Genomic DNA, 25327 nt, shown 5'->3' on the forward strand with positions numbered 1-25327 from the left:
GGGCGCCGCCGCGACGGCGGCCGTCTGATCTGCTGCGTCACGCACTGCTTCCGCTCCATGATGAATGACGAAAGCAGTCTATGGGCGTCGCTCGTGCTCAGAAAAGTGAAGTCTTTGCAATCGACGAGTGCGTAGGACGCACGGATCGAGCGCGCGTTACGCGTGCGCAGGCTGCAACGCTGTCTGCCCGGTGCACAGCGCGCGCACGACGCGGCGCAGCCATTGGTGCGCGGCGTCGCTCTGAAAGCGCGGATGCCACGCCTGCGTGATCAGCACGGTCTCGAGCGGCACCGGCAGCTCGAACGCGCGCACGCCGAGTCCCGCCTGTACCGCGCCGCGCGCGAGATGCTCGGGCAGCGGCAGGATCAGGTCCGACGCCTGCAGTGCGAAGACCGCCGCGTACGGTGTCGGCACGACGAGCGACACGTGGCGCTTCAGCCCGCGCTCGGCGAGCGCGGTGTCGACCGGCCCGGACGACTTGCCGCGCCGCGACACGCCGATGTGCGGCCAGCGCGCGAAGCGCTCGGGCGTGATGTCGTCGTCGAAGATCGGATGATCGCTTCGCGCGAGCCCGACGAACGTCGTCGTGAAGAGCGGCTGCACGCGGATTTCGGGCCCGAGGCGCCGCGCCGCGCTGATGAACAGGTCGATGCGGCCGCTGCGCAGCGCGTCGTCGTCGACGTCGTCTTCCTCGGGCGTGAAGCGCAGCATCGCGCGTGGCATCCCGCGCTCCATCTCCTCGAGCAGCCGGCCGCTGTGCATGCCGACGAAGATGTCGTTCGCGCGCACGTTGAACTGTTTGTCGAGCGTGCGCAAATCGACTTCGGCGCTCGGCGCGAGCAACTGCGACGCGCGCTCGACCGTCTCGCGCACGACGCCCCGCAGCGCGAGCGCGCGCGGCGTCGGCACCATCTTGCGGCCGGCCTGGACGAAGATCGGGTCGCCGACGGTTTCGCGAATGCGCGCGAGGGTGCGGCTCATCGCGGGCGGACTGAGATTCATGCGGCGCGCGGCGCCGGCGACGCTGCCTTCTTCGAGCAGCGCGTCGAGCGCAATCAGCAGATTCAGGTCAGGTGCCATCGGCTCCTCCGTGTCGTAGCGTGCATGCCATGCAATGGTAGTGCGAGAGCCGATCGTCTGGCGATCCGCATAATTGCATGTCACGCATGCGACGCGTGTGCGCGACGGCATTGACGATCCGGCTTCGCGGACGCGCGCTGCTTGTCGCCGGAACGCTGCGCGCGGCGTACGGCGGCGCGCCGTCTGTCAGCCGCCGAGCGCGTCGAGATTCAGCGTGTACGAACGGCCGATCCAGACCGCGGCGTCGCGATGATCGCGCAGTTCGTCGCCCGTGTTCGGATGCAGGAACACGTCTAGCGCGTCGTGATGAAGCACGAGCCACGGAACGACTTCGGCGAATTGCGATGGTTCGAACGCGATCTGATACGACCACGCCGGATGCGGCCCGACCAGGCGTTCGTGAAAGCGGCCGAGCTGCACGGTCGCGCCGAAGCGCCGCTCGATGATTTCGCGAAGCGCCCACGCTGCGTCGCGGCTCGCTGCGTCGAAATACACGTGGGCATGCCAGCCGGTGACGGCGGCTACGTTGGATGAAGTCATGGCGGTTCTCGAAATGTCTGCGCGTGCATGGCGGTGTCGGGCGGTTGCACGCGGCGTTGTCGATGGCGGCGCGTGATCGGGCGCCGGTTCGAGAGGATCGTAACGCGACGCGGGCTAGCGCGCTCGCCGACGGGCAACGTCTTCGTTGCCGATCGATGTGCGACGGGCGTCGCGCGTCGCGCTGATCGTCGTGCCGGAAAGCGAGGCGCTGCGCGAAGCCGAAGGGCGCGCGCCACGGATTCCGGGTCGCACGCGCTCGCGATGGACGACGCAGTGGGCAGCGCTCGGACGCGTCGACCGTCGCGAGCGGCGCTGCCTGTCGTCGGACACGCGACACACGACAACACGCCACGTACCGCGAAACGCGCGACACATCGACCGACGCATCGCAAAGCGCGATGAAAACGCCGGCCCAAACCGTAAAAAAAATACGCCCAAAACAAAAGGCGCCCCGGATTCCATCCGGGGCGCCCTCGTCGACGACGGCGGACGCTGCCGCGTCCGCATCGCCTGCGGCCGTCAGGCAGTCGCGGCCGGCTTCACCGACTTCTGCAGCTTGCCCTTGCCCGCGCGCTGGATCTCTTCGAGCTTGATCTCGACGTGGCGCGAGAACACGTACTCGGCCGGACGCTGCTTGTCGATCGAGATGTCCGGCGCGAACTTGCCTTCCGTCTTGATGCCGCTCATCGACACCTTCAGCGCCTTCAGCGGATGCGCGATGGTGTCCATCACGGCCGTCGCCTCGAAGCCGCAGTGGACCATGCAGTCCGCGCACTTTTCGTAGTTGCCGACGCCGTAGTTGTCCCACTCGGTCGTTTCCATCAGCTCCTTGAAGGTCTTCACGTAGCCTTCGCCGACCAGATAGCACGGCTTCTGCCAGCCGAACACCGTGCGCGCCGGGTTGCCCCACGGCGTGCACTTGTAGGTCTGGTTGCCGGCGAGGAAGTCGAGGAACAGCGACGACTGGCTGAACGACCAGCGCTTGCCGCCTTCGCCGCGCTTCAGGATTTCGCGGAACAGGTTCTTCGTCTTGTCGCGGTTCAGGAAGTGCTGCTGGTCAGGCGCGCGCTCGTACGCGTAGCCCGGCGACACCGTGATGCCGTCGACGCCGATCGGCTTGAGCGTGTCGAAGAACTTCGCGACGCGCTCGGGGATCGCGTCGTTGAACAGCGTGCAGTTGATGTTCACGCGGAAGCCGCGGCGCTTCGCTTCCTTGATCGCCGCGACGGCCTTCTCGTACACGCCTTCCTGCGACACCGAGTGATCGTGCATCTGCTCGTCGCCATCGAGGTGGACTGACCAGACGAAGTACGGGCTCGGCTGATAGTCGTCCATCTTTTTTTCCATCAGGAGCGCGTTCGTGCACAGGTACACGAACTTCTTGCGCTTCATGATGCCCTTGACGATTTCCGGCATTTCCTTGTGCAGCAGCGGCTCGCCGCCCGCGATCGAAACGACGGGCGCGCCGCACTCGTCCACGGCCTGCAGGCATTCCTCGATCGACAGCCGCTGGTTCAGGATCGGATCCGGGTAATCGATCTTGCCGCAACCGTTGCACGCGAGGTTGCAGCGGAACAGCGGCTCGAGCATCAGCGCGAGCGGATAGCGTTTGTTGCCGGACAGATGTTGGCGCACGATGTATGCGCCGACGCGGGCTTGCTGGAGCAGCGGAATAGACAAGAGATGTCCTCCTTAAACTTCGCGGGCGACAGCTTGCGTGAGCTTCGCCGGCAACTTGAATTCGACTTTTTCCTCGCGGCCCGACATCGTCGCGACCTCGACCGGACCGAGCGCGCGCAGGGCGGCGATCACGTCCTCGACCATCTCTTCAGGCGCTGACGCGCCGGCCGTGAGACCGACCGCGTGTGCGCCGGCGAACCATTCGGCGCGGATTTCCGAGCCGTCCGCGACGAGATAGCTAGGCACGCCGCTTTCGGCGCCGATCTCGCGCAGCCGGTTCGAGTTCGAACTGTTCGTCGCGCCGACGACGAGCAGCACATCGACCTGTTCGCTCAGCTCGCGCACGGCCGCCTGGCGGTTCTGCGTCGCGTAGCAGATGTCGCGCGTGTCCGGGCCGACGATGTCGGTGAACCGGCGTTGCAGCGCCTCGATGATGCCGCGCGTGTCGTCGACCGACAGTGTCGTCTGCGTGACGTACGCGACGGGCGTATCGGCGGGCAGCGTCAGCGTGTCGGCCTCGGCTTCGCTCTGGACGAGGATCACCTCGCCCGGAATCTGGCCGATCGTGCCTTCGACTTCCGGATGGCCGGCATGGCCGATCAGAATCAGCCGGCGGCCGGCCGCAACGTACTGGCGCCCCTGCACGTGCACTTTCGTGACGAGCGGGCAGGTCGCGTCGAGGACGTCGAGGCCCCGGGTCTCGGCATCCTTTTCGACAGTCTGGGCGACGCCATGCGCACTGAAGATCGCGACAGCGCCGTGCGGCACTTCGTCGAGTTCCTCAACGAATCGCGCCCCTTTATTTCTCAGGTTTTCAACGACGTGCCGATTATGAACGATTTCGTGACGTACATAGACCGGTGCGCCGTGCTGTTGCAGCGCGCGCTCGACGATCTCGATCGCGCGGACAACCCCCGCACAAAAGCCGCGAGGCTGGGCAAGGATGACTCGCATATTTGGGCGAACTCCGACGACTGACGCGGGGTGCGAGCGGCCGGCAGGCCGGCCCGATCGCCCCAACTTGGATGTTATGAATGCAGGAACGGGCCCGGCACCCCGAAGTAATCGCGCATTTTAACCCTATCGGCTTTTGCGTGCTTTACCGTTCCTGACGTTGTGGCAATTGGAGCAACCCCGGAGGTCCGGCGCTTGCGCGCGTCAAACCCAGTAAACTAGGTAGTTTTCACCGATCCTTTCGGTTCGCTGACGCCGGAAGGCACTTAAAGGGCTGATTTGCATGGAAGTCGATCGTAACGAAACGGGCGCGGCGGCGCGCCGGGCCGCCTGCGCGGGCCGCGCGCCGGGGCGCCGCGGCGCACGGGCGGAGGGCCGCGCATGACGCTGATCGTCGTGTTTCTGCTGTCGTGCCTGTCGCTCGTGATCTGGCTCGTGCTGTTGTTCGTGCGCGGCGGCTTCTGGCGCGCGCGCCCCGCGCGGCGGCTGCCGCCCGACGCGCGCGGCGCGGCCGCCGACGCCGGCTGGCCCGCGGTCGCGGCCGTCGTGCCCGCCCGCAACGAGGCCGACGTGATCGGCGAGGCCGTCAAATCGCTCGTCGAGCAGGACTATGCAGGCCCGTTCCATCTGATCGTCGTCGACGACCACAGCGCCGACGGCACCGCCGACGCCGCACGCGCGGCCGCGGCGGCCGTCGGCCGCGCCGGCCGGTTGACCGTGCTGACCGCCGAGGCGCTGCCTGCCGGCTGGTCGGGCAAGGTGTGGGCGCAGTCGCAGGGGATTGCCGCGGTGCGCTCGCTCGGGCTGCCCGCCGACTATCTGCTGCTGACGGATGCCGACATCGGCCATCCGGCGGACGCGGTCGCGCAGCTCGTCACGCGCGCGCAGGCCGAGAAGCGCGATCTCGTGTCGCTGATGGTGCGGCTGCGGTGCGATTCGTTCTGGGAAAAGGCGCTGATCCCGGCATTCGTGTTCTTCTTCGCGAAGCTCTACCCGTTCTCGTGGGTCAACGATCCGCGCAACAAGACGGCGGGCGCGGCGGGCGGCTGCATGCTCGTGCGCCGCGACGCGCTCGAGGAGGCGGGCGGCATCGAATCGATCCGCGGCGCGCTGATCGACGATTGCAGCCTCGCCGCGCAGATCAAGCATCGCGGCGCCGGGCATCATCCGATCCGGCTCGACCTGGCCGAGCGCAGCGTGTCGTTGCGCCCGTACGATAGCTGGCGCGACATCTGGAACATGATCGCGCGGACCGCGTTCACGCAGCTCCGCTACTCGCCGGTGCTGCTGCTGGGCACGCTCGTCGGAATGACGATCATCTATCTGGCGCCGCCCGTCGCCGCGCTCGCGTATGGCGCGCGCGCGTGGCCGGCGTGGCTCGCGTGGGCGTCGATGTGCACCGCGTACGCGCCGATGCTGAGCTATTACCGCCGCTCGCCGTGGTGGGCGCCTGCGCTGCCGCTCGTCGCGCTGTTCTACGTCGGCGCGACGGTCGCGTCGGCGATGCGCTACTGGCGCGGCAAGGGCGGGCAGTGGAAGGCGCGCGTGCAGGCGCCGGTGCAGGATCGTTGACGCGTCGTGACGGCGGCGCGGTCGTTATGCGCCGCCATTCGGCTGCAGCCGCTTCGCCCGGTTCGGCGTGCGCGTTGGCGTGTGAAGCAAGCGTTTCCGCTATCTCCGGGCGATGCGTTGTCTCGATCAGTCCGTCCGTCTCGGGGCGATTCGGCGGCCGAAGGCATTCGCATTCGGCGATCTCCGGCTGTCACGGTCGTACCCGATTTTTCCTGCAACCGCCGTTTGCGCCGTCGCGCCGGCCGCTCGATCGCCTCGGACGCCTCGATCGCCTCGGACGCACCGGCCAATCCGGGGCACGCGGCGTGGACACGCCGTTCGCCACATTCATTCCCGTGTTTTCGGGGTGACGGTTTTCGCCGTTGTCCCAGTCGCTCGATCGGTCCGGACGCTCTGGCCGATACGCGCCATGCGGCCGCCGTTAGCGGTTCGGCGCGCCGTCAACGAGCCGTCGCGCCGTCGCCTCACTTCTGCGTGAGCAGCATGTATAGCTGGATCACGACGTCCGGCGAGAACGTGAACGGCACCCAGCCGTAGCCGCTGTGCCGCGCGACGAGCAGGCGGTCGCCGTTCACCTGTTTCTGCACAGCCATCAGTGGATTGCGTGTCGACACGAAGCGCCAGCCGTTCGGCAGACCGGTCGGCTGCTCGATCGTCATCGACGCACGCGCGTGCGCCAATTCCTCGATCAGTTGACTGAGCTGCTGCGGCGGCAGCGACACCGAGCGCTCGCCGAGCGCGAGCGTGATTTCGTCCTGAGACGGCCGTGCGACATGCAGCGACGGCTGGCCCGGCTGGCCGTTCGTCGCTCGAATCGTCGCGACCGGCGCAGCGGCTGCGGCGACCGCGCGGTTCTGCTCGGCCTGCGACGCGAGCGATTCGGCCGTCGCCTTGTAGTTCGCGGCGCGCGCGGCAGCGGCTTCCGCGGCCGAGCGTTCGGTCATGGCCTGCGCGAACAGCGACTCCGCCGCCTCCTTGTCGGCCGCCGCCTGGGCGGCGGCCTGCTCGGCAGTAGCGCGGTCCGCCGCCGCTTGGGCGGCGAGCGACTCGGCTGCGGTTTTGTCGGCTGCTGCCTGAGCGGCGGCTTGTTCGGTCGCTGCGCGATCCGCCGTCGCTTGGGCGGCGAGCGATTCGGCGGTGGCCTTGTCGGTCGTGGCCTGGCTTGCGGCTTGTTCGGCTGCGGCCCGGTCGGCGGCTGCTTGCGTGACCGCGTGCTCGGCGGTCGCGCGCTCCGATGCCGCCTGTGCGACGAGCGATTCGGCAGAGCGCCTGTCGGTGGCGGCTTGAGCCGCCGCGTGTTCCGCGGCTGCGCGAGCCGCGGCCGCTTGCGCAGCAAGCGCTTCTGCAGTGGCCTTGTCGGTCGCGGCCTGTTCCGCTGTCTCGCGTTCGGTTGCGGCTTGTGCGACGAGCGACTCGGCGGCTGATTTGTCCGCCGCCGCTTGCGCCGCGGCGTGCTCGGCGGCTGCGCGATCCGCTGCCGCCTGGGTGGCGAGCACTTCGGCCGCGGCCTTGTCGGTGACCGCCTGCGCAGCGGCGGCTTCGGCCGCGGCCCGGACGGCGGCAGCCTGTGTCGCGAGCGACTCGGCGGCGTGCTTGTCGGCGGCCGCCTGAGCGGCGAGGGCTTCGAGCGTCGATTGTTCGACGGACATTTCGGCCGCTTCCGCGTGCATCGCGGCGGCTTCTTCGGCGGCGGCCTGCGCGGCGGCCTTGTCCGCGGCGGCAGCGGCGGCGGCTTCCTGGGCTGCGCTCGCTACCACACACACCGTATGGATGAGCTGATCGACGCGGCTGTCGAGCGTATCGATCTGATCGTTCAAGTTCATGCGTGCATTCTCTAGTAAGACCCGCGATTTTACCCGCAGGCCCTGCGTAGGTTCGAACGTTGCATGTAACAAAATGCTGGTAGTGCCGCTGCGACGGTTGCCGGGCGCGTTGGTTTGCGTCGTTGGAGGCGGCTCGGCACGATTCGCGCCAGCATCGGACAAGATGTCGATAGATGGCGGCATGAAGGTCGATGCAAGCACGCTTCGCCGCCTTTGGCGGTCATCCGATTGCCATTTTCTACGCCGGCATGTGGCGGCGCGCTTCACGCCGGTTGCGATCGGATGGCGCTGGCAGACGCTGCCGGCGACAGGCCGACGATATTCGTCGCCGTGTCGGCCGGGATATGTACAAATAGCGACAAGAATGTCGATGCAGGTGGGGCTGCGTCGTGTTTGGCGATCTCGAATCGCGTGTAATTCTCCTGTCGTCGGCCGCACGAGGTTGCCGGCATGGCTTCCGCAGCCGGATGCTCCGGTCGGCCCGTTGACGACATGGCAGCATCGATCGCGTCCGTCTTGCGCGAGATGCGGGCGGATGGCTGTGCGAAGAGCGGCGATGCGCGCATGGCCGCATGTCGCTCGTGCACCCCCATACCGCGCGACATGCCTTCGATCGTCGATTGCCGCGTCGGCGAGCGGGCGCCGGACTTCGCGCTTTCCGCAAGGAGAAGGCGACGTGCAGAAGGCGACGTGCCGATATCCTGCTGCGAGCCGCGAAAGAACCGGAATGTCGCAAGGGCCGTGAGAAGCGCGTGCCAAAGCGCCGCCTGGTCGCCGCCCGTTCGACTCCGAAGCGCGTCTTCAAAGCGCTCCCAAAGAGCGCCTCCGAATCGCCTCCGAATCGCTGCGGCGATCCGCCCACGCTCGCGCGCCGCTCAGCGCAAGTAGCCTGCCTGCCGGAACCAGTCGAGCGCGTCGCGGATGCCTTCGCGATACGGTCGCGCGCGATAGCCGAGCTCGCGTTCCGCCTTCGTCGACGTGAAATACATCTTGTTCTTCGACATCCTGAGCGCGTCGACCGTCACGAACGGTTCGCGCTTCGTCACCTTCGCGACCGCCTCCGCGCCGAGCGCGATCGGATACAGCGGCCAGCGCGGCAGCGCGAGCGTCGGCGTCTTGCGGCCCGTCAATTGCGCGATGTCGGCGAGCATCGTCTGCAGCGGCAGGTTCTCGCCGCCGAGGATGTAGCGTTCGCCGATCCGCCCGCGCTCGAGCGCGAGCAGGTGGCCAAGCGCGACGTCGTCGACGTGCACGAGGTTCAGCCCCGTGTCGACGAACGCCGGGATCTTGCCGAGCGCGGCTTCGACGATGATCCGGCCGGTCGGCGTCGGCTTCACGTCGCGCGGGCCGATCGGCGTCGACGGATTGACAATCACTGCAGGCAGCCTGTCGTCGGCGATCATCCGCTCGACCGCGCGCTCCGCGAGCACCTTGCTGCGCTTGTATACGCCGATTGCCTGCTCGGCCGCGAGCGGCAACGATTCGTCGGCCGATGCGCCCGACGGCGTCACCTTCAGCGTCGCGACGCTGCTCGTGTAGACGATCCGCTCGACGCCCTCGGCGAGCGCCGCGCGCATCGTCGCGACCGCGCCTTCGAGATTCGCGCGCTCGATCTCGAGCGGGTCGGGCGCCCACAGCCGGTAATCGGCCGCGACGTGCAGCAGGTAGCGCACGCCGCGCAGGGCGGCGCGCATCGACGCCTCGTCGCGCATGTCGCCCGTCGCGATCTCGGCGTCGAGATCCGCGACGTTCGTGCGCGGGCTCGTCGGCCGCACGAGTACACGCACCCGATAGCCTTGCTGCCGCGCGGCGCGCGCGACGGCAGAGCCGACAAAACCGGAAGCGCCGGTCACCAGAACGAGATCGCGTTGTATGTCAGTCATAGTCCTCATGGCCGCGCGGTCGTGCGGCGCGGCTGGCTTGTTGTGCGTCGTGCGAGATTGTACGTGGTCGCCTCGCATGGGCGGCGCGCCGTCCGTCGAGCGCCGTTCACGGCGCGCGACTACAATGCCGGGCTTGATCGATTGGATGACACGGGGGATGCGATGAACGGCGACGATCTGGACGAACGGATCGAAACCTATTACGTGCGGGTGCGCGGCGTGGTGCAGGGCGTGGGCTTCCGGCACGCGACCGTGCGCGAGGCGCATGCGCTTCGTCTGCGCGGCTGGGTTGCGAATCTCGACGACGGCTCGGTCGAGGCGATGCTGCAAGGCACGGCGCCGCAGATCGACCGGATGCTCGCGTGGCTGCGGCACGGGCCGCCCGCCGCGCACGTGACCGAGGTGACGTTCGAGGAGCGCCGGACCGACAAGCGCTTCGAGCGCTTCCAGCAGCATTGACCGCCGCGTCCGAGTATTCGCGGGCGGGGCGGGGGATCGCGCTGTCGGTGGCGGCGTCGGCGCGCATCGATCGCGCGACACGCATGTGAATCCCGCTCATCGCCACAGCGGGCACGCCGCATGCCCATTCGCATCCGCATCCGCATCCGCGACGAGCGGTCCGTCTTGTAATCTGTCTAAAGATTTCGTTTCATTTTGTTACTTAGGGCATGCCCTTAGCGGCGATTAGAATTTTTTGAACGAATTCTTGCGCCTACGGGCCCGCCCATGAACGGTCATGTTTTCACGTCGCAGGGGCGCTGCTCCTTCACGTCGGCGCATCGCCGGACAATCCCCCGGTACTCGCTTCCGATCGCGGCCGAACGGCTCGCGAGCCTGATTGTTCCGCTCCTCGCCGCCGACGCCGCGCTCGCCACACGCATCGGCCCGGCCGTGCGATGAGTTTTCCCGCCACGTCTCCCCAAGCGGCCGCCGGACGCTCGATCGAGGTCGACTTCTTTCGCGGCCTCGTGTTGCTGACGATCGTCGTCGATCACATCGGCGCGAGCGTGCTGTCGCGCGTGACGCTGCACGCATTCGCGCTGTGCGACGCGGCCGAGGTGTTCGTGTTCCTCGGCGGCTTCGCGACCGCGAGCGCGTATCTCGCCGTTAGCGCGCGGCACGGCGCGGGTGCCGCGCGGCGGCGTTTCGTGCGGCGCGCCGCGCAGATCTATCGCGCGTTTCTCGCGACGTCGACGCTGATGCTCGTCGTGTCGGCCGTGCTCGACCATTACGGGATCGACGCGCCGAACATGGCGCTCGACGACATCAGCGTGCTGCTCGCGTCGCCGCTCGCGGGGCTTATCGAACTGCTGACGTTCAAGCGCCAGCCGTATCTCGCGTCGGTGTTGCCGATGTACGTGCTGTTCGCGCTCGCGACGCCCGTCGTCGTGCCGCTCGCGCGGGCGAAGCCATGGCGGCTGCTGTTCGGCAGCGTGCTGCTGTGGAGTTGCGCGGGCTGGCTCGCGGCCGAGCTCCTCGACACCGATTCGTTCCGTTGGAATTTCAATCCGTTCGCGTGGCAGCTGATGTTCGTGCTCGGCGTGCTCGTGCGCTGCTGGCCGCTGCATCGCGATGTCGCGGCGGGGCCGGGTGGCGCCGCGATCACCGCAGTCGCGCTCACGGTCGTACTCGCGTGCGCGTACTACAAGCTGTTTTCCGGATTGCCGCTGCCGGAAGGCGAGCTCAAGCGCAATCTCGCGTGGCCGCGCGTGATGAACTTCATCGCATTCGCGTGGCTGATGGCCGAACTCGTTCGCTACGGCTGGATCGCGCGGATCGCGCGCGCGGCGTGGCCTGTCGTGGCGGTCGGGCGGCGCGGGATGCTGTGCTTCGTCGTCGGCGCGGCAATATCGCTGACGCTCGATTCGGTGCTGCACGGGATGAACGGCAACGCGCGGATGCTGCAGGTCGGAGTCGGTCTTGCCGCGGATGCGTGCGCGCTCGCGCTGATGCTGACCGTCGCGAGCTCGGGACAATTGTTCCAGCGCATTCGCAGGAGCGTGGCCGCGTAACGCAAGCAGGTGATGCGCACTGCCAATCTTTTTCACGTGCGCTTGCTGTCCGCGTCGTCGTATGCGCCGCACGTATCGCTCATTGCGCGATGAGCATCGGCGGCACCGCCGCGACGTCCTGCCGGTCGTCGAGCCGCCACGGCCCGCCGCACGCTTGCGTTCGGCGCTTGAGCGCGTGTCGCCACGCTTCGCGCATATCGCTTCGAAATCCTCGCGTTGCATCGGCCGGAGCGGGGCGAGCCGTTCAGCGCCGCGTTGCGTGCCCGGGATTCGGCGTCGGCTGAGCGCTGTTCGGCGCGCGGCCGCTCGCTCACGCAGGTCGCCTCGCCTTTAACCGCGCCGTCATGGGCAGTTCGTATACTCGGTCCCCGCCGCGTTGCCTTGCAGCGGACGAAATCGATCGAGGAAAAATCGTGCGGACAACGAAATCAATCAGAATCTTCGCGGCACGTCTGCTGCCCGTCGTCGCGTTGACGCTCACGCTCGCGAGCTGCGGCGGGGACGATCTGACGCCGGCTGCGCAGCGCTGGGCAATGCCCGCGAACGAGATGCCGCTCGGTCCGCAAGGCCTTGCGCAGGGCGTGTCGTCGCAGTCCGTCGCGACGGGCGTCACTTATTACCAGATCAAGCGCGGCGCACCGAGCGCGGCCGACTTCTGGACTGTCAACATCGGCTTCTATGCGACGCAGGCCGCGACGCAAACCGATGCGGCGAATCTCGCCGCCGCCGGCTTCACGGCGCGCGTCGACGCGTCGGCGGGCACCGACCTGCAGGGCAACGTGCTCGGCTACTGGCTGTCGGTCGGCCGCTACGCGGCGCAGGCCGACGCGACGGCGGCGGCCGTGCAGATCGCGCAGGCGACGCAGAATCGCTACAAGCCCGGCACGCGGCATACGTCGCTCGCCGGCAATCCGACGACGGGGCCATGGATCGTCAACGTGCTCGCGATCGATCCGTCGCGGGCCGGCGCGGCGCTGTCGGTCGCGCTGCCGGGCGGCAACGATCTCGGCGCGGGCGGCGAGACGGTATCGGCGGCGCAGGCGCGCGTCAACGCGCTCGCCGGCATCAACGGCGGCTTCTTCACGAACATCAATCCGTTCGGCGCGCCGCTGCCGCCGCGATCGCCCGTCGGCGCGACGGTCGTCGACGGACGCCTTGCCGCCGCGGCGATCGGCAAGCGTCCCGGCCTGCTGCTCGCGCGCGACGCGAACGGCCGCCAGCGCGCGACGATCGTGCGCAACCTCGCGACGACGATCACGCTGACCGACGCACAGGGCAGCGCGATCGCGGTCCAGACGCTGAACCGGCCGATCCTCGGCACGGTCGTCAATTGCGGCGTGCAGGCGCAGACGCCGACGCGCGAGCCGGCGCAGGACACGGTCTGCACGAACTACGACGACCTGGTGATGTACGACGCGCTATATCTGCGCGGCGGCGCGTCGAACACGCTCGTCGACGCCGGCTATCAGGGCGCGCGCTACGAGCTCGTGGTCGATGCGAACGGCGCGGTGGTGTCGGGCCACGCGACGCTCGGCGCGGCGCCGCCGCCGAACGGCTACGTGCTGCAGGGGCTCGGCGCGAGCGCCGCGTGGCTGCAGGCGCACGCGACGCCCGGCACGCGCCTTGCCGTATCGCAACGGCTGTCGGCGAACGGCGCGGACCTGGCGCTCGCATCGGGCACGTCGCTCGTCGAGGCGGGGCCGACGCTATCGGTATCGAATCTCGCGCAGAGCGCCGCGCAGGAGGGATTCGCGCCGACGGTGGGCGGCGTCGACGCAGGCGAAGGCGGCACCGCGAACGGCAACTGGTACAACGGCTGGTATGTTGCGCGCAACGGGCGCACGGCGGTCGGCGTCGCGGCCGACGGCACGATCCTGCTCGTCGAGATCGACGGCCGGCAGCCGGCGCTGAGCGTCGGCACGAGCATTCCGGAGACGGCGGCGGTGATGGCGTGGCTCGGCGCGACGTCCGCAGTCAATCTCGACGGCGGCGGCTCGAGCAACATGGTGATTGGCGGAAAGACGGTCGGACATCCGTCCGACACGACGGGCGAGCGAGGCGTCGGCGACACACTGATGCTGTTGCCGAGCTGACGAAGAAGCCGCGCGCAAGCGGGGCACGCGGCGCGGCGGCATCAATGGCGCAGATCCGTCCTCGTTTGCCTTGCGCTCGCCGCATCGTCCTGCGACGCGTCGTCCGCGTCGGGGGGATCGTCGTCGCGCTCGGTCAGCAGCGCATCCACGTCGGTTGCCGCAGCCGACGCGCGCAGCGCCGTGCAGCGTTGCGCGCGGCGGATATCCGACAGCATCCGCCAAAGCCTCGTTGTCTTGTTTTTCATCGTTCTCTCCCTGCCGATGTCGCCCGTGCCGGCGAGTTGTTTCAGTGTAGGACGCTTACGGGCGAACCGTAGGGAGAATGTTGCGCGCAAGTCACATGTCGAGGGATTTCACTAGTGCGCGGCGACCGCCTGCGCGTTGCGGCGCTCCGCTTCGCAGCGAAGATGCTCGCGCGACAGCTTGTTCATCAGCGGCAGTAGCAGCAGGCCGATCGCCATGCCGCCCGCTGCGAGCCAGCCGAGGCCCGTGAACAGCTTGATGTAGAGCGGCAGCGACGCGGTCGCGGGGAGATCGTGCGACGGCATCTGCGCGAAGTTCGCGATGACGCTGCCGAGATATTGCGATACGCCCGTCGCGACGAAGTACGCGCCCATCATGAAGCCGCCCATCCGGGCCGGCACGTAGCGCGCGATCATCGCGAGGCCGAGGCCGCTCACGAGCAGTTCGCCGAGCGAGTAGAAGCCGTAGCCCGCCACCATGAACCACGACGACACGCGGCCGTCGACCGCGAAGCGTCCGCTCATCGCGAACGCCAGGTAGCCGAGCGCGACGACGCCGAAGCCGAGCGCGTACTTCCCGGCGACGGGCAGATCGCGGCCGCGCTTCGCGAGACCGTTGTAGATCACGACGAGCAAGGGGCTGAGCAGCATGATCCAGATCGGATTGAGCGCCTGGAACTGCGCGGCGCTCCACGTGAAGAGCGTCGTGCCGAACAGGATGAAACGCGGATCGACGTTGCGCAGCGCGAACAGCGTAAGCGACGTCGACATCTGCACATAGAAGACGAAGAACAGGATCACCTGCGCGATCAGCAGCAGCGCGGCGATGAGGCCCGCGCGCTCGGAGCGGTTCGACTTCACGATCATGTACACGAAGATCGCGAGGATCGCGAATGCGGCGGTCCACACGCTCGCGACCGCGAGCTGCTTGTGGCCCAGCACGTACATCGTGACGAGGCCGAGCGCGACGCCGCCCGCCGCGACCGCCGCGAGGCGCCGCCAGTGGACGCGCTCCGCGTCGGGCTGCGAGCCGATGTGCGCGAGCGTGCGATGCATCAGCACGAAGTTGAGGATGCCGAGCGCCATCCCGGCGCAGCAGACGGCGAACGCCGCGTGCCAGCCCCAGTGATCCTTGATCCACGGCGTCGCGAGCATCGACGCGGTGGAGCCGATGTTGACCGCCATGTAGTAGATCGTGAACGCGCTGTCGATTCGTGCGTCGTCGCCTTCATAGATGCGGCGTACGAGGTTCGCGGCGTTCGACTTGAAGAGCCCGTTGCCGACGACGATCACGCCGAGCGACGCATACATGAACGCGAGATGATCGTTCGGAATCGCAAGCATCAGGTAGCCTGCGCACAGCACGAACGCGCCGGCGATCATCGAGCGGCGCGCGCCGAGCACCTTGTCGCCGATCCAGCCGCCGATCGACGGCGACGCGTAGACGAGCGCGGTGAACGCCCCCCAGGTCAGGTTCGCATGGCCGTCGGTGAAGCCGAGCTTGTCGACCATGAAGAGGACGAGCAGGGCCGCCATCCCGTAATAGCCGAAACGTTCCCACATTTCGATCAGAAAGACCGTGGTAAACGAGCGGGTCTGTGACACGCGAGTATTCATTGTGCACCTCCGGATTGAGCAGACGAAACGCCGCGCGCGACGACGCGGCGGATAGCGGGCGAGACGCCGGCCGCGACGCGGCGGCTAGCCGGGCCCGGCGGATCGGCGCTGGCGCGAGGGCGGTGCAGTGCGGGTGACGAGATGCGAAAACGTGCGTGCGCGGCGCGCGAGAAAGAGGAAAGGGAAGTCATGTCGATAGGCAGGCAAGCACCCGGATCGGGGCGCACGACGAGGCGCCGCGCGCAGCGGATGGGCTGCGCGCCGTCGCCGGTGAAAAACGAGCGGTCCGCGAGATCGTCGCGGTTCGCGAGGCGGCCGCGATTCTCGCGGCCTGTCGGATCTTCGTCACTCAGGGTAATCCCCGAAAAAGAGGGCTGTCTTCTTTGCTGCTCATGGTCGTGGGCTGATTGAAAGCCGATTGCCGTCATTTGTCGCGATACGCGCAAACCCGCGTGGAGCTTGCCTGTGAAGGCGGCGAGTCTGGCAAGATAGCGTGCCGTCTCGAACTCGGCGCTGCGGCTCGCGGCATCCGATTCGGGCTGGCGGCGCTGCTCGAGACGACGAAGAGTAAGTCATATCTATCAAACTTCGTTATTTTCCATCAAACATTTTTTGACGATAAGATTTCGGCCTGCTATGGTTCCTTCCACTGAAAACACGCGGCCTGCCAATGTCGGCATCGCGCTCGGCAGCAAGATTCGGGCGCTGCGGCAGCGGTTGAAGCGCACGCTCGACGAAACAGCGACCGCAGCGGGCATTTCCAAGCCGTTTTTGTCGCAGGTCGAACGCGGGCTCGCGTCGCCGTCCATCACGTCGCTGGCCGGCATCGCGCATGCACTGGGTGTCACGGTGCAGTATTTCGTCGAGACGCCGAGCGAAGAGCGTTCGGTTTGCCGCGGGGATCAGTTGCGCTTCTTCAGCTTCGCCGATTCGGCGAATCTGTTCGCGCGGATGACGAACGTGATGGAAGGGCGTCAGCTCGAGGCGATTCTCGTGCGGATGCCGCCGGGGCAGAAGCGGTCCGAGGTCACGACGCATGCAGGCGAGGAATTCCTGTATGTGATCGAAGGTGAAGTGTCGTTGACGCTGGAGGGCAAGACGTTCGTCCTGCACGCCGGCGACAGCGCGCATTACCAGTCGACAGTTCCGCATAGCTGGGTCAACACCGCGAAGATCGAGTCGGTGGTGGTCTGGGTCGGGACACCGAGGTTGTTCTAAGGCGGGGCATTCCTTCGTTTCTTCGAACGGGGTGCCTGTCGAAAGCAACGTAAGGAGGACTAACATGAAATACAGGCACCAGGGGCCCCCCGTTTCTTCGCAGCCTTAAGCGTTCTTCGCGCCGCGCACGGCCTCCTTGTACCGCGCCGCGCGTCGCTTTCCCGCTACCACTACTACCTATCGCACACGATGAAACACACGCATGCCTTCGCGGCCGTGCTGGCCGCGCTCGCCCTGACCACGGCGCAGTTCGCCTCGGCCGTCTCCGTTCCCTCGAATGTCGTTCTTGCCGATCAGCAGGATCTGACGCGGCAAGTGCCCGCCGAAGTCGAATCGCTCGATCCCGCGTACATCGAATCCTGGACCGCCAATACGATCGGTTTGGATCTGTTCGAAGGGCTCGCGCGCATCGCCGCGGACGGGAGCGTGGTGCCGGGTGTCGCGCAGTCGTGGGAGCACAAGGCGCCGGATACGTGGATCTTCAAGCTGCGCCGCGACGCGAAGTGGAGCAACGGCCAGCCGGTGACCGCCGCCGATTTCGTGTATTCATGGCAGCGCCTCGCCGATCCGAAGACGAGCTCGAAATACACGATTCTCGTCGAGTTCGTGAAGAACGCGTCGGCGATCATCGCGGGCAAGCAGCCGCCGACGAATCTCGGCATTCGCGCGGTCGACCCGTATACGGTCGAAGTGAAGACCGAGGTGCCGGTATCGTACTTCCCGGAGCTGACCGCGATGGCGCCGCTTGCGCCCGTCAACAAGGACACGGTGACGAAGTTCGGCGGCGCATGGACGCAGCCGAAGAACATCGTGAGCAATGGACCGTACACGCTCGTCGACTGGCAGCCGAACAACCGCATCGTGATGGCGAAGAGCGGCAAATACTGGAACGCGCGCAACGTCGTGATCCGCAAGGTCACCTATCTGCCGATCGAGAACGACGAGACCGCGCTACGGATGTACCAGGCGGGTCAGATCGATTACACGTATTCGATTCCCGCGGGCGCCTTCGGCCAGGTCAGCAAGCAGTTCGGCAAGGAGCTGCGGCCGGGGTTGCAGCTTGCGACGTACTATTACTACCTGAAGAACAGCGCCCCGGCGCTGAAGGACAAGCGCGTGCGTGAGGCGCTTGCGATGGTGCTCGATCGCGAGATCCTGACGTCGAAGATCACGCAGGCGGGCGAAGTGCCGATGTACGGGCTGATGCCGAAAGGCGTGAAGGGCGTGCAGCGGCCGTTCACGCCGGACTGGGCGTCGTGGCCGATGGGCAAGCGCGTCGAGTATGCGAAGAACCTCCTGAAGCAGGCGGGCTACGGCGACTCGAATCCGCTCACGTTCACGCTGACCTACAACACGAACGACCTGCACAAGAAGGTCGCGCTCTTCGCGGCATCCGAATGGCGCACGAAGCTCGGCGTGACGGCGAAGCTCGAGAACGTCGAGTTCAAGGTGCTGATGAAGCAACGTCATGACGGCAAGGTGCAGGTCGCGCGCGACGGCTGGTTCGCCGACTACAACGACGCGATGACGTTCTTCGACCTGATCCGCTGCGGCAGCCCGCAGAACACGGTCGGCTATTGCAATCCGAAGGTCGACGCGCTCGTCGCCGAAGCGAACCAGAAGCTCGACGAGGGCTCGCGCACGACGCTCCTCACGCAGGCGCACGATCTCGCGATGAGCGACTATCCGATGGTGTCGCTCTTCCAGTATTCGGCGGACCGTCTCGTGAAGCCGTATGTCGCCGGCTACACGCTGACGAACTACATCGACATGCGCGCGTCGCAGGACATGTATCTGACCAAGCACTGAGCGGAGCCGATCATGCTGGCCTATGCATTGCGGCGCACGCTTTGGGCGGTGCCGACGATTCTCGCCGTCATCACCGTCTGCTATCTGCTGCTGCACTTCACGCCCGGCGGGCCGTTCGACAGCGAGAAGCAGCTGTCCGCCGCGACGCTCGCGAACCTGAACGCGAAGTACCACCTCGACGAGCCGCTGTGGAAGCAGTACTTGCTGTATCTCGGCTCGCTGCTGCACGGCGATCTGGGTCCGTCGTTCCGTTATACGGACTGGACCGTCAACGATCTCGTGCGCAAGGCGCTGCCCGTGAGTCTCGGCGTCGGCGGCGTGTCGATTCCGCTGTCGATCGTGCTCGGCGTGCTGCTCGGCACGATCGCGGCCGTGCGGCGCGACAGCATCGTCGATCGCGTCGTGATGCTGATCGGCAACTTCGGCAACGTGATTCCGCCGTTCGTGCTCGGCCCCGTGCTCGTGCTGATCTTCGCGATCCTGATGAAGACGTCCGAGGGCGCCGGCTGGCTGCCCGCGGGCGGCTGGGGTGACGGCGGCTGGCGCTATCGCGTGCTGCCCGTCGCGCTGCTCACGCTGATCAACGTGTCGTTGCTCGCGCGCGTGATGCGCGGGTCGATGATCGAGACGCTGTCGAGCAACTTCATCCGCACCGCGCGCGCGAAAGGCCTGCCCGGCCGCACGATCGTGATGCGCCATGCGCTGAAGCCCGCGCTGATGCCTGTCGTGTCGCTGTTCGGCACGGTCTGCATCTCGTCCATCACCGCAGCCGTCGTGACGGAATCGGTGTTCGCGCTGCCGGGCCTCGGACAGCTCGTCGTCAACGGCGCGATCAATCGCGACTACACGCTCGTACTCGGTCTCGTCGTGCTGACGACCGTCTGCGCGGTGCTGTTCAACCTGCTGGTCGACCTCGCATACGCGTGGCTCGATCCGCGCATCCGTTATTGAGAGGGCGATGCGATGACGCCTGTTTCTCCTTCGATCGAGCTGTCGCAGCCGGCCGATGCGCCGCTGCGCTCGCGCACGCCGCTCGAGCTTGCCGCACGGCGCTTCGTGCGCAACCGCGCTGCGCTCGCGAGCCTCGCCGTGCTCGTGCTGATCGCGCTCGCGTGCTTCGTCGGGCCGCTTCTTTCTCCTAACGATCCGGCCACGAGTGACTGGTCGTCGATCAGCCTTGCGCCGAGACTCGCGAACATGCACTGGTTCGGCACCGACGAGCTCGGCCGCGATCTGCTCGTGCGCACGCTGGTCGGCGGGCGCGTGTCGCTCGAAGTCGGCCTGCTCGGCACGTTCGTGTCGGGACTCTTCGGCGTTGCGTGGGGCGCAATCGCGGGCTTCGCCGGCGGACGCGTCGACGCGACGATGATGCGAATCGTCGACATGATGTATGCGATTCCGTATCTGCTGATCGCGATCCTGATGATGACGCTGTTCGGCCGCTCGTTCATCCTTGTCGTGCTGACGATCAGCGCGTTCTCGTGGCTCGACATGGCGCGCGTCGTGCGCGGCCAGACGCTGTCGCTGCGCACGCGCGAGTTCGTCGACGCGGCGCGCGCGATCGGCGTCGCGCCCGCGACCATCGTCCGGCGCCACATCGTGCCGAATCTGCTCGGCGTCGTGGTCGTCTACGCGACCGTCAGCGTGCCGACGATCGTGCTGACCGAATCGGTGCTGTCGTTCCTCGGACTCGGTGTGCAGGAGCCGATGACGAGCTGGGGCGTCCTGATCCAGGACGGCGCGCAGAAGCTCGAGGCGATGCCGTGGCTGCTCCTCGCGCCCGCGGTGATGCTGTGCGTGACGCTCTACTGCGTGAACTTCGTCGGCGACGGTCTGCGCGACGCACTCGACCCGAAGGACCGCTGAGATGGCGCTACTCGAAGTCAAGAATCTCGGTGTGCGCTTCACGCGCCGGGAAGGCGAGCCGGTCGATGCGGTGTCGGGAGTGTCGTTCTCGCTCGAAGCGGGCAAGACGCTCGGCATCGTCGGCGAATCGGGCTCCGGCAAGAGCCAGACGGTGATGGCGCTGCTGGGCCTGCTCGCGGGCAACGGCTCGACGTCAGGCGAAGCGCTGTTCGACGGCGAGAATCTGCTCGACATGAGCATGCGGCAGTTGAACGAAGTGCGCGGCAACCGGATCGGGATGATCTTCCAGGATCCGATGACGTCGCTCAATCCGTTCCTGACGATCGAGCGGCAGATGACAGAGAGCCTGCAACTGCATCGGAAGATGTCGCGCAAGGATGCGATCAGGCGCGCGATCGAAGCGCTCGAAGCGGTCAGGATTCCTGACGCCGCGCGCCGGATCCGGATGTACCCGCACGAGTTCTCGGGCGGCATGCGTCAGCGCGTGATGATCGCGATGGCGCTGCTGCTCGAGCCCGAGATCCTGATCGCCGACGAGCCGACGACCGCGCTCGACGTCACCGTGCAGGCGCAGATCATCGAGCTGCTGCGCGAGCTGAACCGCGAGCACGGCACGTCGATCGTGCTGATCACGCACGACATGGGCGTCGTTGCGGGGCTCGCGGACGACGTGATGGTGATGTATGCGGGCCGTACGGTCGAATACGCGAGCGCCGACGCGATCTTCGCCGCGCCGTCGCATCCGTACACGATCGGCCTGCTGAACGCGCTGCCGCGACTCGACGCGCCCGACGACACGCCGCTTGTCGCGATTCCCGGCAACCCGCCGCTACCCGGCCAAGGCATGCTCGGCTGCGCGTTCGCGAAGCGCTGTTCGCATGCATCGGATCGGTGCGGCGCCGAGCGCCCCGAGCTGATCGCCTATTCGGACACGGGCGCCGTGCGCGCGTGTCATCGGCCCATTGTGGAAATCATGGGAGGGCTGCGATGAGCGCCGCGACCGATCTCGTTTCTTCTGTTTCCTCGTTCGTTTCCGCTTCGCCGGACGCGCCGAGCGGCGTCGGAACCTCCAGTTCCGGCGCGCCGGACGCCGTTGCGCGAGGCAACGACACGTCGCACGACGCCGAAGCGCTGCTGTCGGTGCGCGATCTCAAGGTGCATTTCCGCGTGCCACTCGGCGGCTACCCGTGGTCGCCCAAGGGCACGCTGCGCGCGGTCGACGGCGTGTCGTTCGACGTGAAGCGCGGCGAGACCGTCGGGCTCGTCGGCGAATCGGGTTGCGGCAAGTCGACGCTCGCACGCGCGCTGATCGGCCTCGCGCCGGTCACGGCGGGCACCGTGCAATGGCGCGGCGAGCCGATCGTGAGCGGCGCGCGCCGCGACGCGCGCAAGATCCGCCGTGAGATGCAGATGATCTTTCAGGATCCGCTCGCGTCGCTCGATCCGCGGATGACGATCGAGCAGGTCGTCGCCGAGCCGCTCGTCACGCATCGGCCGGGCATCGGCCGCGAAGAAGTGCGCCGTCGCGTGCTGACGATGCTCGAGCGCGTCGGCCTGAACGTCCATCATCTGCTTCGTTATCCGCATGAATTTTCCGGCGGCCAGTGCCAGCGCGTCGGCATTGCGCGCGCGTTGATCGCCGAGCCGCATCTCGTGATCTGCGACGAGCCCGTGTCCGCGCTCGACGTGTCGATCCAGGCGCAGATCGTCAACTTGCTGCGCGATCTGCAGCGAGAGCTGTCGTTGTCCTATCTGTTCGTCGCGCACGATCTCGCGGTCGTCAAGGCGATCAGCCAGCGCGTGCTCGTGATGTATCTCGGCCGCGTGATGGAATTCGGCACGCGCCGCGACGTGTACGGCGCGCCTCAGCATCCGTACACGCGCGCGCTGCTCGCCGCCGCGCCGACGCCGGAGCCCGCGCGCGAGCGCGCGCGGCGGCCGCTGTTGCTCGCGAGCGAGATGCCGTCTCCGCTCGATCCGCCTTCGGGCTGCGCGTTCCGCACGCGGTGTCCGGACGCGATCGACGCCTGCGCGCGCGAGGTGCCGCAGCCCGAGGTGCGCGGCGGATCGGCCGCGCGCGTCGCTTGCATTCGGGCCGGCGTCGCAGGCGCGCAGCGCTGAGCAGTACCGACAAAGACACAACAAGCCAACAGGGGTGTGGACGGCGCGGATGATCTTCGCGTCGTGGGAAGGCGCGTCGTCACGGCGGCGCGCCGGGGTGTCGCCGGCCGCGATGCGCGGCCGGCGAGTGGGTAGTCAACATAAAAAGAGAAGCGCAATGACACAACATCAATCGATGAAGAGGGTCGCGCGAGCAGTCCTGCTCGCGTGGGGACTGCCGATGCTCGCCGGCGTGTCGATCGCAGGCGCGGCGCGTGCGGATGACGCGGCGCCGGCCGCGCCGGCCCGGGCGGCGCCCGCCGCGACGCTTGCGCAGCAGGCGACGACGCCGAACGCGATCATCAACGCCGACGCCACGCAGGAGATCATGCCGCCGGAGCCGGTGTCGAGCCAGTCGACGTCGAAGGGCTTCATTGCCGACAGTCATTTCGACGTGCTGTTCCGCAACTACGCGGACGTGCTTGATTCGAAGGGCGGACCGCATCGCCACGCGTGGGTCCAGGGTGTGATGGCGAACTTCGAGTCCGGCTATACGGGCGGGCTGATCGGCTTCGGCGTCGACGCGTCGATTTACGCCGCGCTGAAGCTCGACGGCGGCGCGGGCGCGAGCAACATGGTGCACATCGCGAAGGGCGGCGGCGGCTCGAACCAGTTCGCATGGGCGTTTCCCGGCATTTATGACGTGAAGGCGCGCATTTCGAACACGGTGATCAAGTACGGTCTGCAGGCGGTCGACAATCCGTTCATGGAGCAGCACGACAACCGCGCATTGCCGCCGACGTTCCTCGGCGCGACGATCGTCAGCAACGAATTCAAGAACGTGATGCTCGAAGCGGGCAGCTTCACGAAGACGGACGCGCGCGGCTACGCGACGCTCACGAACCTGACGACCCAATACGGCGGCACGCGCGTCGATCGCTTCACGTACCTGGGCGGCACCTGGGATTACTCGTCGACGGGCTCGGCGTCGTTCTACGCGGGTCAGGCCGACGACGTATGGCGTCAGTACTACGGCTCGGTCAAGCAGAGCTACGGCTCGCCGCAGGCGATCAAGTGGACGGGCTTCGGCAACTTCTATTCGACGCACGACACGGGCGACGCGCGCCAGGGCAAGATCGACAACAATGCGTACAGCTTGTCGCTCGCCGCGCAGCACGGTCCGCACGAGCTGCTGCTCGGCTATCAGCAGGTGCTCGGCGACCAATTCTTCGATTACCTGAACGAAACGAACGGCATCTTCCTCGTCGATTCGATGGATGTCGACTACAACGCGCCGCACGAAAAATCGCTGCAGTTGCGCTACACGTTCTACGGCAAGGAGGCGGGGCTGCCCGGCTTCAAGGCGATGGTGTGGGGCGTGACGGGCTGGGGCGCGGACGGCTCCGCGGGCGCGGCGCTCGATCCGACGCGCTCGAGCATCTACTGGAAGGACGGCGCGCCGGTGCAGGGCCGCCACCACGAGTTCGGCTTCATCCCGTCGTACACGATCCAGAGCGGCAAGTTCAAGGACACGAAGATCACGTTCATCGCGATGTGGCACGTCGGCTCGACGCACTACTCGGACAGCACCAACCAGGAATACCGGCTGGTCGTGAACGTGCCGGTGAAGGTGTTCTGAGCATTCCGAAACGATTCGCGCGGCGGCGCAAGCTCGGCTGCCGCCCGACATCGGCATTTCTGCGGCGGCATGCGGCTCGCGTCCGAATGCAAAAGCCGCCGCCGTTCTCCGCGCCCCGGACGATGCGCGTGCACGCTGCTGCGCGTCCGTTCGATCAGGCGGTTTTCGGTGCGGGTGCAAGCACCGCTTCGCTCGCTGCCTGCGGATCGAGCTCGATCAATTGCCGGCCCGTGTCGCGCCATGCGTCGAGGCCGCCGCGCAGCGCGAGCGCGTCGGCGAAGCCGGCTTGCTTGAGGCGCTGAGCCATCAGCGCCGCCGTCACTTCGTTCGGGCACGAGCAATAGATCACGAATTTCTGCGTCGCCGGATAGTGCGCGACGATGGCGTGCAGATCGCGTTCGTCGGCGAACTGCGCGCCCGGGATCGCGTACGGATCGAGCTTGCGGTGCTCGGGCGAGCGCGCGTCGACGATGACTGGCGAGGGATCGGCTTGCAGCAACTGGTCGAGTTCGTCGACATCGATCCGCGCGTTCGCGAGCTGGCGAATCAGCGCGCGGCGGCGCATCCAGCGCACGGCCGTATAGAGCGCGAGCAGCACGACGATCACGGCGAGCACCGCGCGGCCGAGCCGGTTCGCGCCGGTGAAAAGCCAATCGATCTGTTTCGCGAACACGAACCCGACGGCGATGCCGCAGCCCGCCCACAGCAGCGCGCCCAAGCCGTCGTAGCCGACGAACGTCCGATAGCGCGTGCCGAGCGCGCCCGCCATCGGCACCGAGATCAGCGACAGGCCGGGGATGAAGCGCGCGACGGCGAGCACGCGCACGCCCCAGCGGCCGAAGAAGCGTTCGGTTTTTTTCACGCAGCTGTCACGCGACAGCGAAAGCTTGCATAAGGTTTTCAGCGCGCGGCCGCCGAAATGCCGGCCGGCGACGTACCACGCGGTGTCGCCGATCAGCGCCGCGAGCACCGCGAGTGCGAGCACGGGCGCGAGCTGCGCGCCGATCGCGTCCGGATGCAGCGTCGCCATTGCGCCGAACAGCACGAGCGTCGGCATGGCGGGCACGGGCAGGCCGATCGCGGCCGCGAGCACGTTGGCGAACACGATGAGCGGCCCGAAACGGGCGACGAGATCATGAAGCATGACGAAACGATGGAGGGTCGCCGCGAGAAGCGCGCGGCATGGAGCGCGTGGATGT

Annotated in this window: 23 protein-coding genes; 12 read left to right on the plus strand and 11 right to left on the minus strand. The window is 67.2% G+C overall.

Annotated features, from left to right (window positions below; translation table 11 throughout):
• Window positions 1–156: 156 nt before the first annotated feature.
• The 4 genes from WS69_RS05500 to ispH all read right to left on the minus strand — a co-directional run bounded on the left by WS69_RS05500 (window position 157) and on the right by ispH (window position 4254).
• Window positions 157–1080 carry a LysR family transcriptional regulator gene (locus WS69_RS05500; RefSeq protein ID WP_059469904.1) on the minus strand — a complete coding sequence of 308 codons (924 nt, stop codon included), beginning with the start codon at window positions 1078–1080 and terminating at the stop codon, window positions 157–159.
• A 186-nt stretch (window positions 1081–1266) separates the two neighbouring features.
• A complete protein-coding gene (locus WS69_RS05505) occupies window positions 1267–1620 on the minus strand; it encodes a DOPA 4,5-dioxygenase family protein (RefSeq protein WP_059469790.1) in 354 nt (117 codons plus the stop codon).
• Between the two features lie 519 nt (window positions 1621–2139).
• On the minus strand, window positions 2140–3300 hold the full coding sequence (gene hpnH / locus WS69_RS05510; protein ID WP_059469791.1) for an adenosyl-hopene transferase HpnH: 1161 nt from the start codon (window positions 3298–3300) through the stop codon (window positions 2140–2142).
• Window positions 3301–3312: 12 nt separating this feature from the next.
• On the minus strand, window positions 3313–4254 hold the full coding sequence (gene ispH / locus WS69_RS05515; RefSeq protein WP_059469792.1) for a 4-hydroxy-3-methylbut-2-enyl diphosphate reductase: 942 nt from the start codon (window positions 4252–4254) through the stop codon (window positions 3313–3315).
• 381 nt (window positions 4255–4635) lie between these two features.
• On the opposite strand from ispH, the gene WS69_RS05520 reads away from it, so the two are divergent.
• A complete protein-coding gene (locus WS69_RS05520) occupies window positions 4636–5826 on the plus strand; it encodes a glycosyltransferase (RefSeq protein WP_059469793.1) in 1191 nt (396 codons plus the stop codon).
• A 464-nt stretch (window positions 5827–6290) separates the two neighbouring features.
• Here WS69_RS05520 and WS69_RS05525 read toward each other — a convergent pair whose 3' ends face one another.
• The 3 genes from WS69_RS05525 to hpnA form a co-directional block, all read right to left on the minus strand.
• Window positions 6291–7649 (minus strand): hypothetical protein, encoded by a 1359-nt coding sequence (locus WS69_RS05525; RefSeq protein ID WP_059469794.1) that lies wholly within the window; start codon window positions 7647–7649, stop codon window positions 6291–6293.
• A gap of 263 nt (window positions 7650–7912) precedes the next feature.
• Window positions 7913–8254 carry a hypothetical protein gene (locus WS69_RS33995; RefSeq protein ID WP_197419208.1) on the minus strand — a complete coding sequence of 114 codons (342 nt, stop codon included), beginning with the start codon at window positions 8252–8254 and terminating at the stop codon, window positions 7913–7915.
• A gap of 270 nt (window positions 8255–8524) precedes the next feature.
• On the minus strand, window positions 8525–9532 hold the full coding sequence (gene hpnA, locus WS69_RS05530; RefSeq protein ID WP_059469795.1) for a hopanoid-associated sugar epimerase: 1008 nt from the start codon (window positions 9530–9532) through the stop codon (window positions 8525–8527).
• A gap of 162 nt (window positions 9533–9694) precedes the next feature.
• On the opposite strand from hpnA, the gene WS69_RS05535 reads away from it, so the two are divergent.
• The 3 genes from WS69_RS05535 (at window position 9695) to WS69_RS05545 (ending at window position 13637) form a co-directional block, all read left to right on the plus strand.
• The gene (locus WS69_RS05535) at window positions 9695–9991 is read left to right on the plus strand and encodes an acylphosphatase (RefSeq protein WP_059469796.1); all 297 of its coding nucleotides are present in this window, start codon (window positions 9695–9697) and stop codon (window positions 9989–9991) included.
• 437 nt (window positions 9992–10428) lie between these two features.
• A complete protein-coding gene (locus WS69_RS05540; RefSeq protein ID WP_059469797.1) occupies window positions 10429–11544 on the plus strand; it encodes an OpgC domain-containing protein in 1116 nt (371 codons plus the stop codon).
• Between the two features lie 413 nt (window positions 11545–11957).
• The gene (locus WS69_RS05545; RefSeq protein ID WP_059469798.1) at window positions 11958–13637 is read left to right on the plus strand and encodes a phosphodiester glycosidase family protein; all 1680 of its coding nucleotides are present in this window, start codon (window positions 11958–11960) and stop codon (window positions 13635–13637) included.
• A 41-nt stretch (window positions 13638–13678) separates the two neighbouring features.
• On the opposite strand, the gene WS69_RS34000 is transcribed toward WS69_RS05545, so the two are convergent.
• The 3 genes from WS69_RS34000 to WS69_RS34005 all read right to left on the minus strand — a co-directional run bounded on the left by WS69_RS34000 (window position 13679) and on the right by WS69_RS34005 (window position 15924).
• Window positions 13679–13882 (minus strand): hypothetical protein, encoded by a 204-nt coding sequence (locus tag WS69_RS34000; protein WP_059469799.1) that lies wholly within the window; start codon window positions 13880–13882, stop codon window positions 13679–13681.
• 111 nt (window positions 13883–13993) lie between these two features.
• The gene (locus WS69_RS05555) at window positions 13994–15496 is read right to left on the minus strand and encodes a peptide MFS transporter (RefSeq protein ID WP_059469800.1); all 1503 of its coding nucleotides are present in this window, start codon (window positions 15494–15496) and stop codon (window positions 13994–13996) included.
• A complete protein-coding gene (locus tag WS69_RS34005) occupies window positions 15493–15924 on the minus strand; it encodes a hypothetical protein (RefSeq protein ID WP_197419209.1) in 432 nt (143 codons plus the stop codon). Before WS69_RS34005 ends, WS69_RS05555 begins: the two co-directional genes overlap by 4 nt.
• On the opposite strand from WS69_RS34005, the gene WS69_RS35455 reads away from it, so the two are divergent.
• The 8 genes from WS69_RS35455 to WS69_RS05590 all read left to right on the plus strand — a co-directional run bounded on the left by WS69_RS35455 (window position 15904) and on the right by WS69_RS05590 (window position 24128).
• Complete coding sequence (locus WS69_RS35455) at window positions 15904–16149, plus strand: hypothetical protein (protein WP_082715967.1); 246 nt, start codon at window positions 15904–15906, stop codon at window positions 16147–16149. The genes WS69_RS34005 and WS69_RS35455 overlap by 21 nt on opposite strands.
• Window positions 16133–16714, plus strand: a complete 582-nt coding sequence (locus WS69_RS05560) for a cupin domain-containing protein (protein WP_059469801.1) — start codon at window positions 16133–16135, stop codon at window positions 16712–16714. The genes WS69_RS35455 and WS69_RS05560 overlap by 17 nt, the downstream gene beginning before the upstream one ends.
• Before the next feature lie 189 nt (window positions 16715–16903).
• Entirely contained in the window at window positions 16904–18523 is a 1620-nt protein-coding gene (locus WS69_RS05565; protein ID WP_059469802.1) for a peptide ABC transporter substrate-binding protein, read from the plus strand.
• A 12-nt stretch (window positions 18524–18535) separates the two neighbouring features.
• Window positions 18536–19474: an ABC transporter permease subunit gene (locus WS69_RS05570; RefSeq protein WP_059469803.1), complete on the plus strand. Its 939-nt coding sequence runs from the start codon at window positions 18536–18538 to the stop codon at window positions 19472–19474.
• A gap of 12 nt (window positions 19475–19486) precedes the next feature.
• Entirely contained in the window at window positions 19487–20389 is a 903-nt protein-coding gene (locus tag WS69_RS05575; RefSeq protein ID WP_059469804.1) for an ABC transporter permease, read from the plus strand.
• A 1-nt stretch (window position 20390) separates the two neighbouring features.
• Window positions 20391–21380: an ABC transporter ATP-binding protein gene (locus WS69_RS05580; protein ID WP_059469805.1), complete on the plus strand. Its 990-nt coding sequence runs from the start codon at window positions 20391–20393 to the stop codon at window positions 21378–21380.
• Window positions 21377–22510 (plus strand): ABC transporter ATP-binding protein, encoded by a 1134-nt coding sequence (locus WS69_RS05585; RefSeq protein WP_059469806.1) that lies wholly within the window; start codon window positions 21377–21379, stop codon window positions 22508–22510. The genes WS69_RS05580 and WS69_RS05585 overlap by 4 nt, the downstream gene beginning before the upstream one ends.
• Window positions 22511–22667: 157 nt before the next feature.
• Window positions 22668–24128: an OprD family porin gene (locus WS69_RS05590; protein WP_059469807.1), complete on the plus strand. Its 1461-nt coding sequence runs from the start codon at window positions 22668–22670 to the stop codon at window positions 24126–24128.
• 154 nt (window positions 24129–24282) lie between these two features.
• On the opposite strand, the gene WS69_RS05595 is transcribed toward WS69_RS05590, so the two are convergent.
• Complete coding sequence (locus WS69_RS05595) at window positions 24283–25272, minus strand: DedA family protein/thiosulfate sulfurtransferase GlpE (protein ID WP_059469808.1); 990 nt, start codon at window positions 25270–25272, stop codon at window positions 24283–24285.
• Window positions 25273–25327 lie beyond the last annotated feature (55 nt).

The sequence above is a fragment of the Burkholderia sp. BDU5 genome (genome assembly GCF_001522845.1).
Lineage (GTDB): Bacteria > Pseudomonadota > Gammaproteobacteria > Burkholderiales > Burkholderiaceae > Burkholderia > Burkholderia mayonis.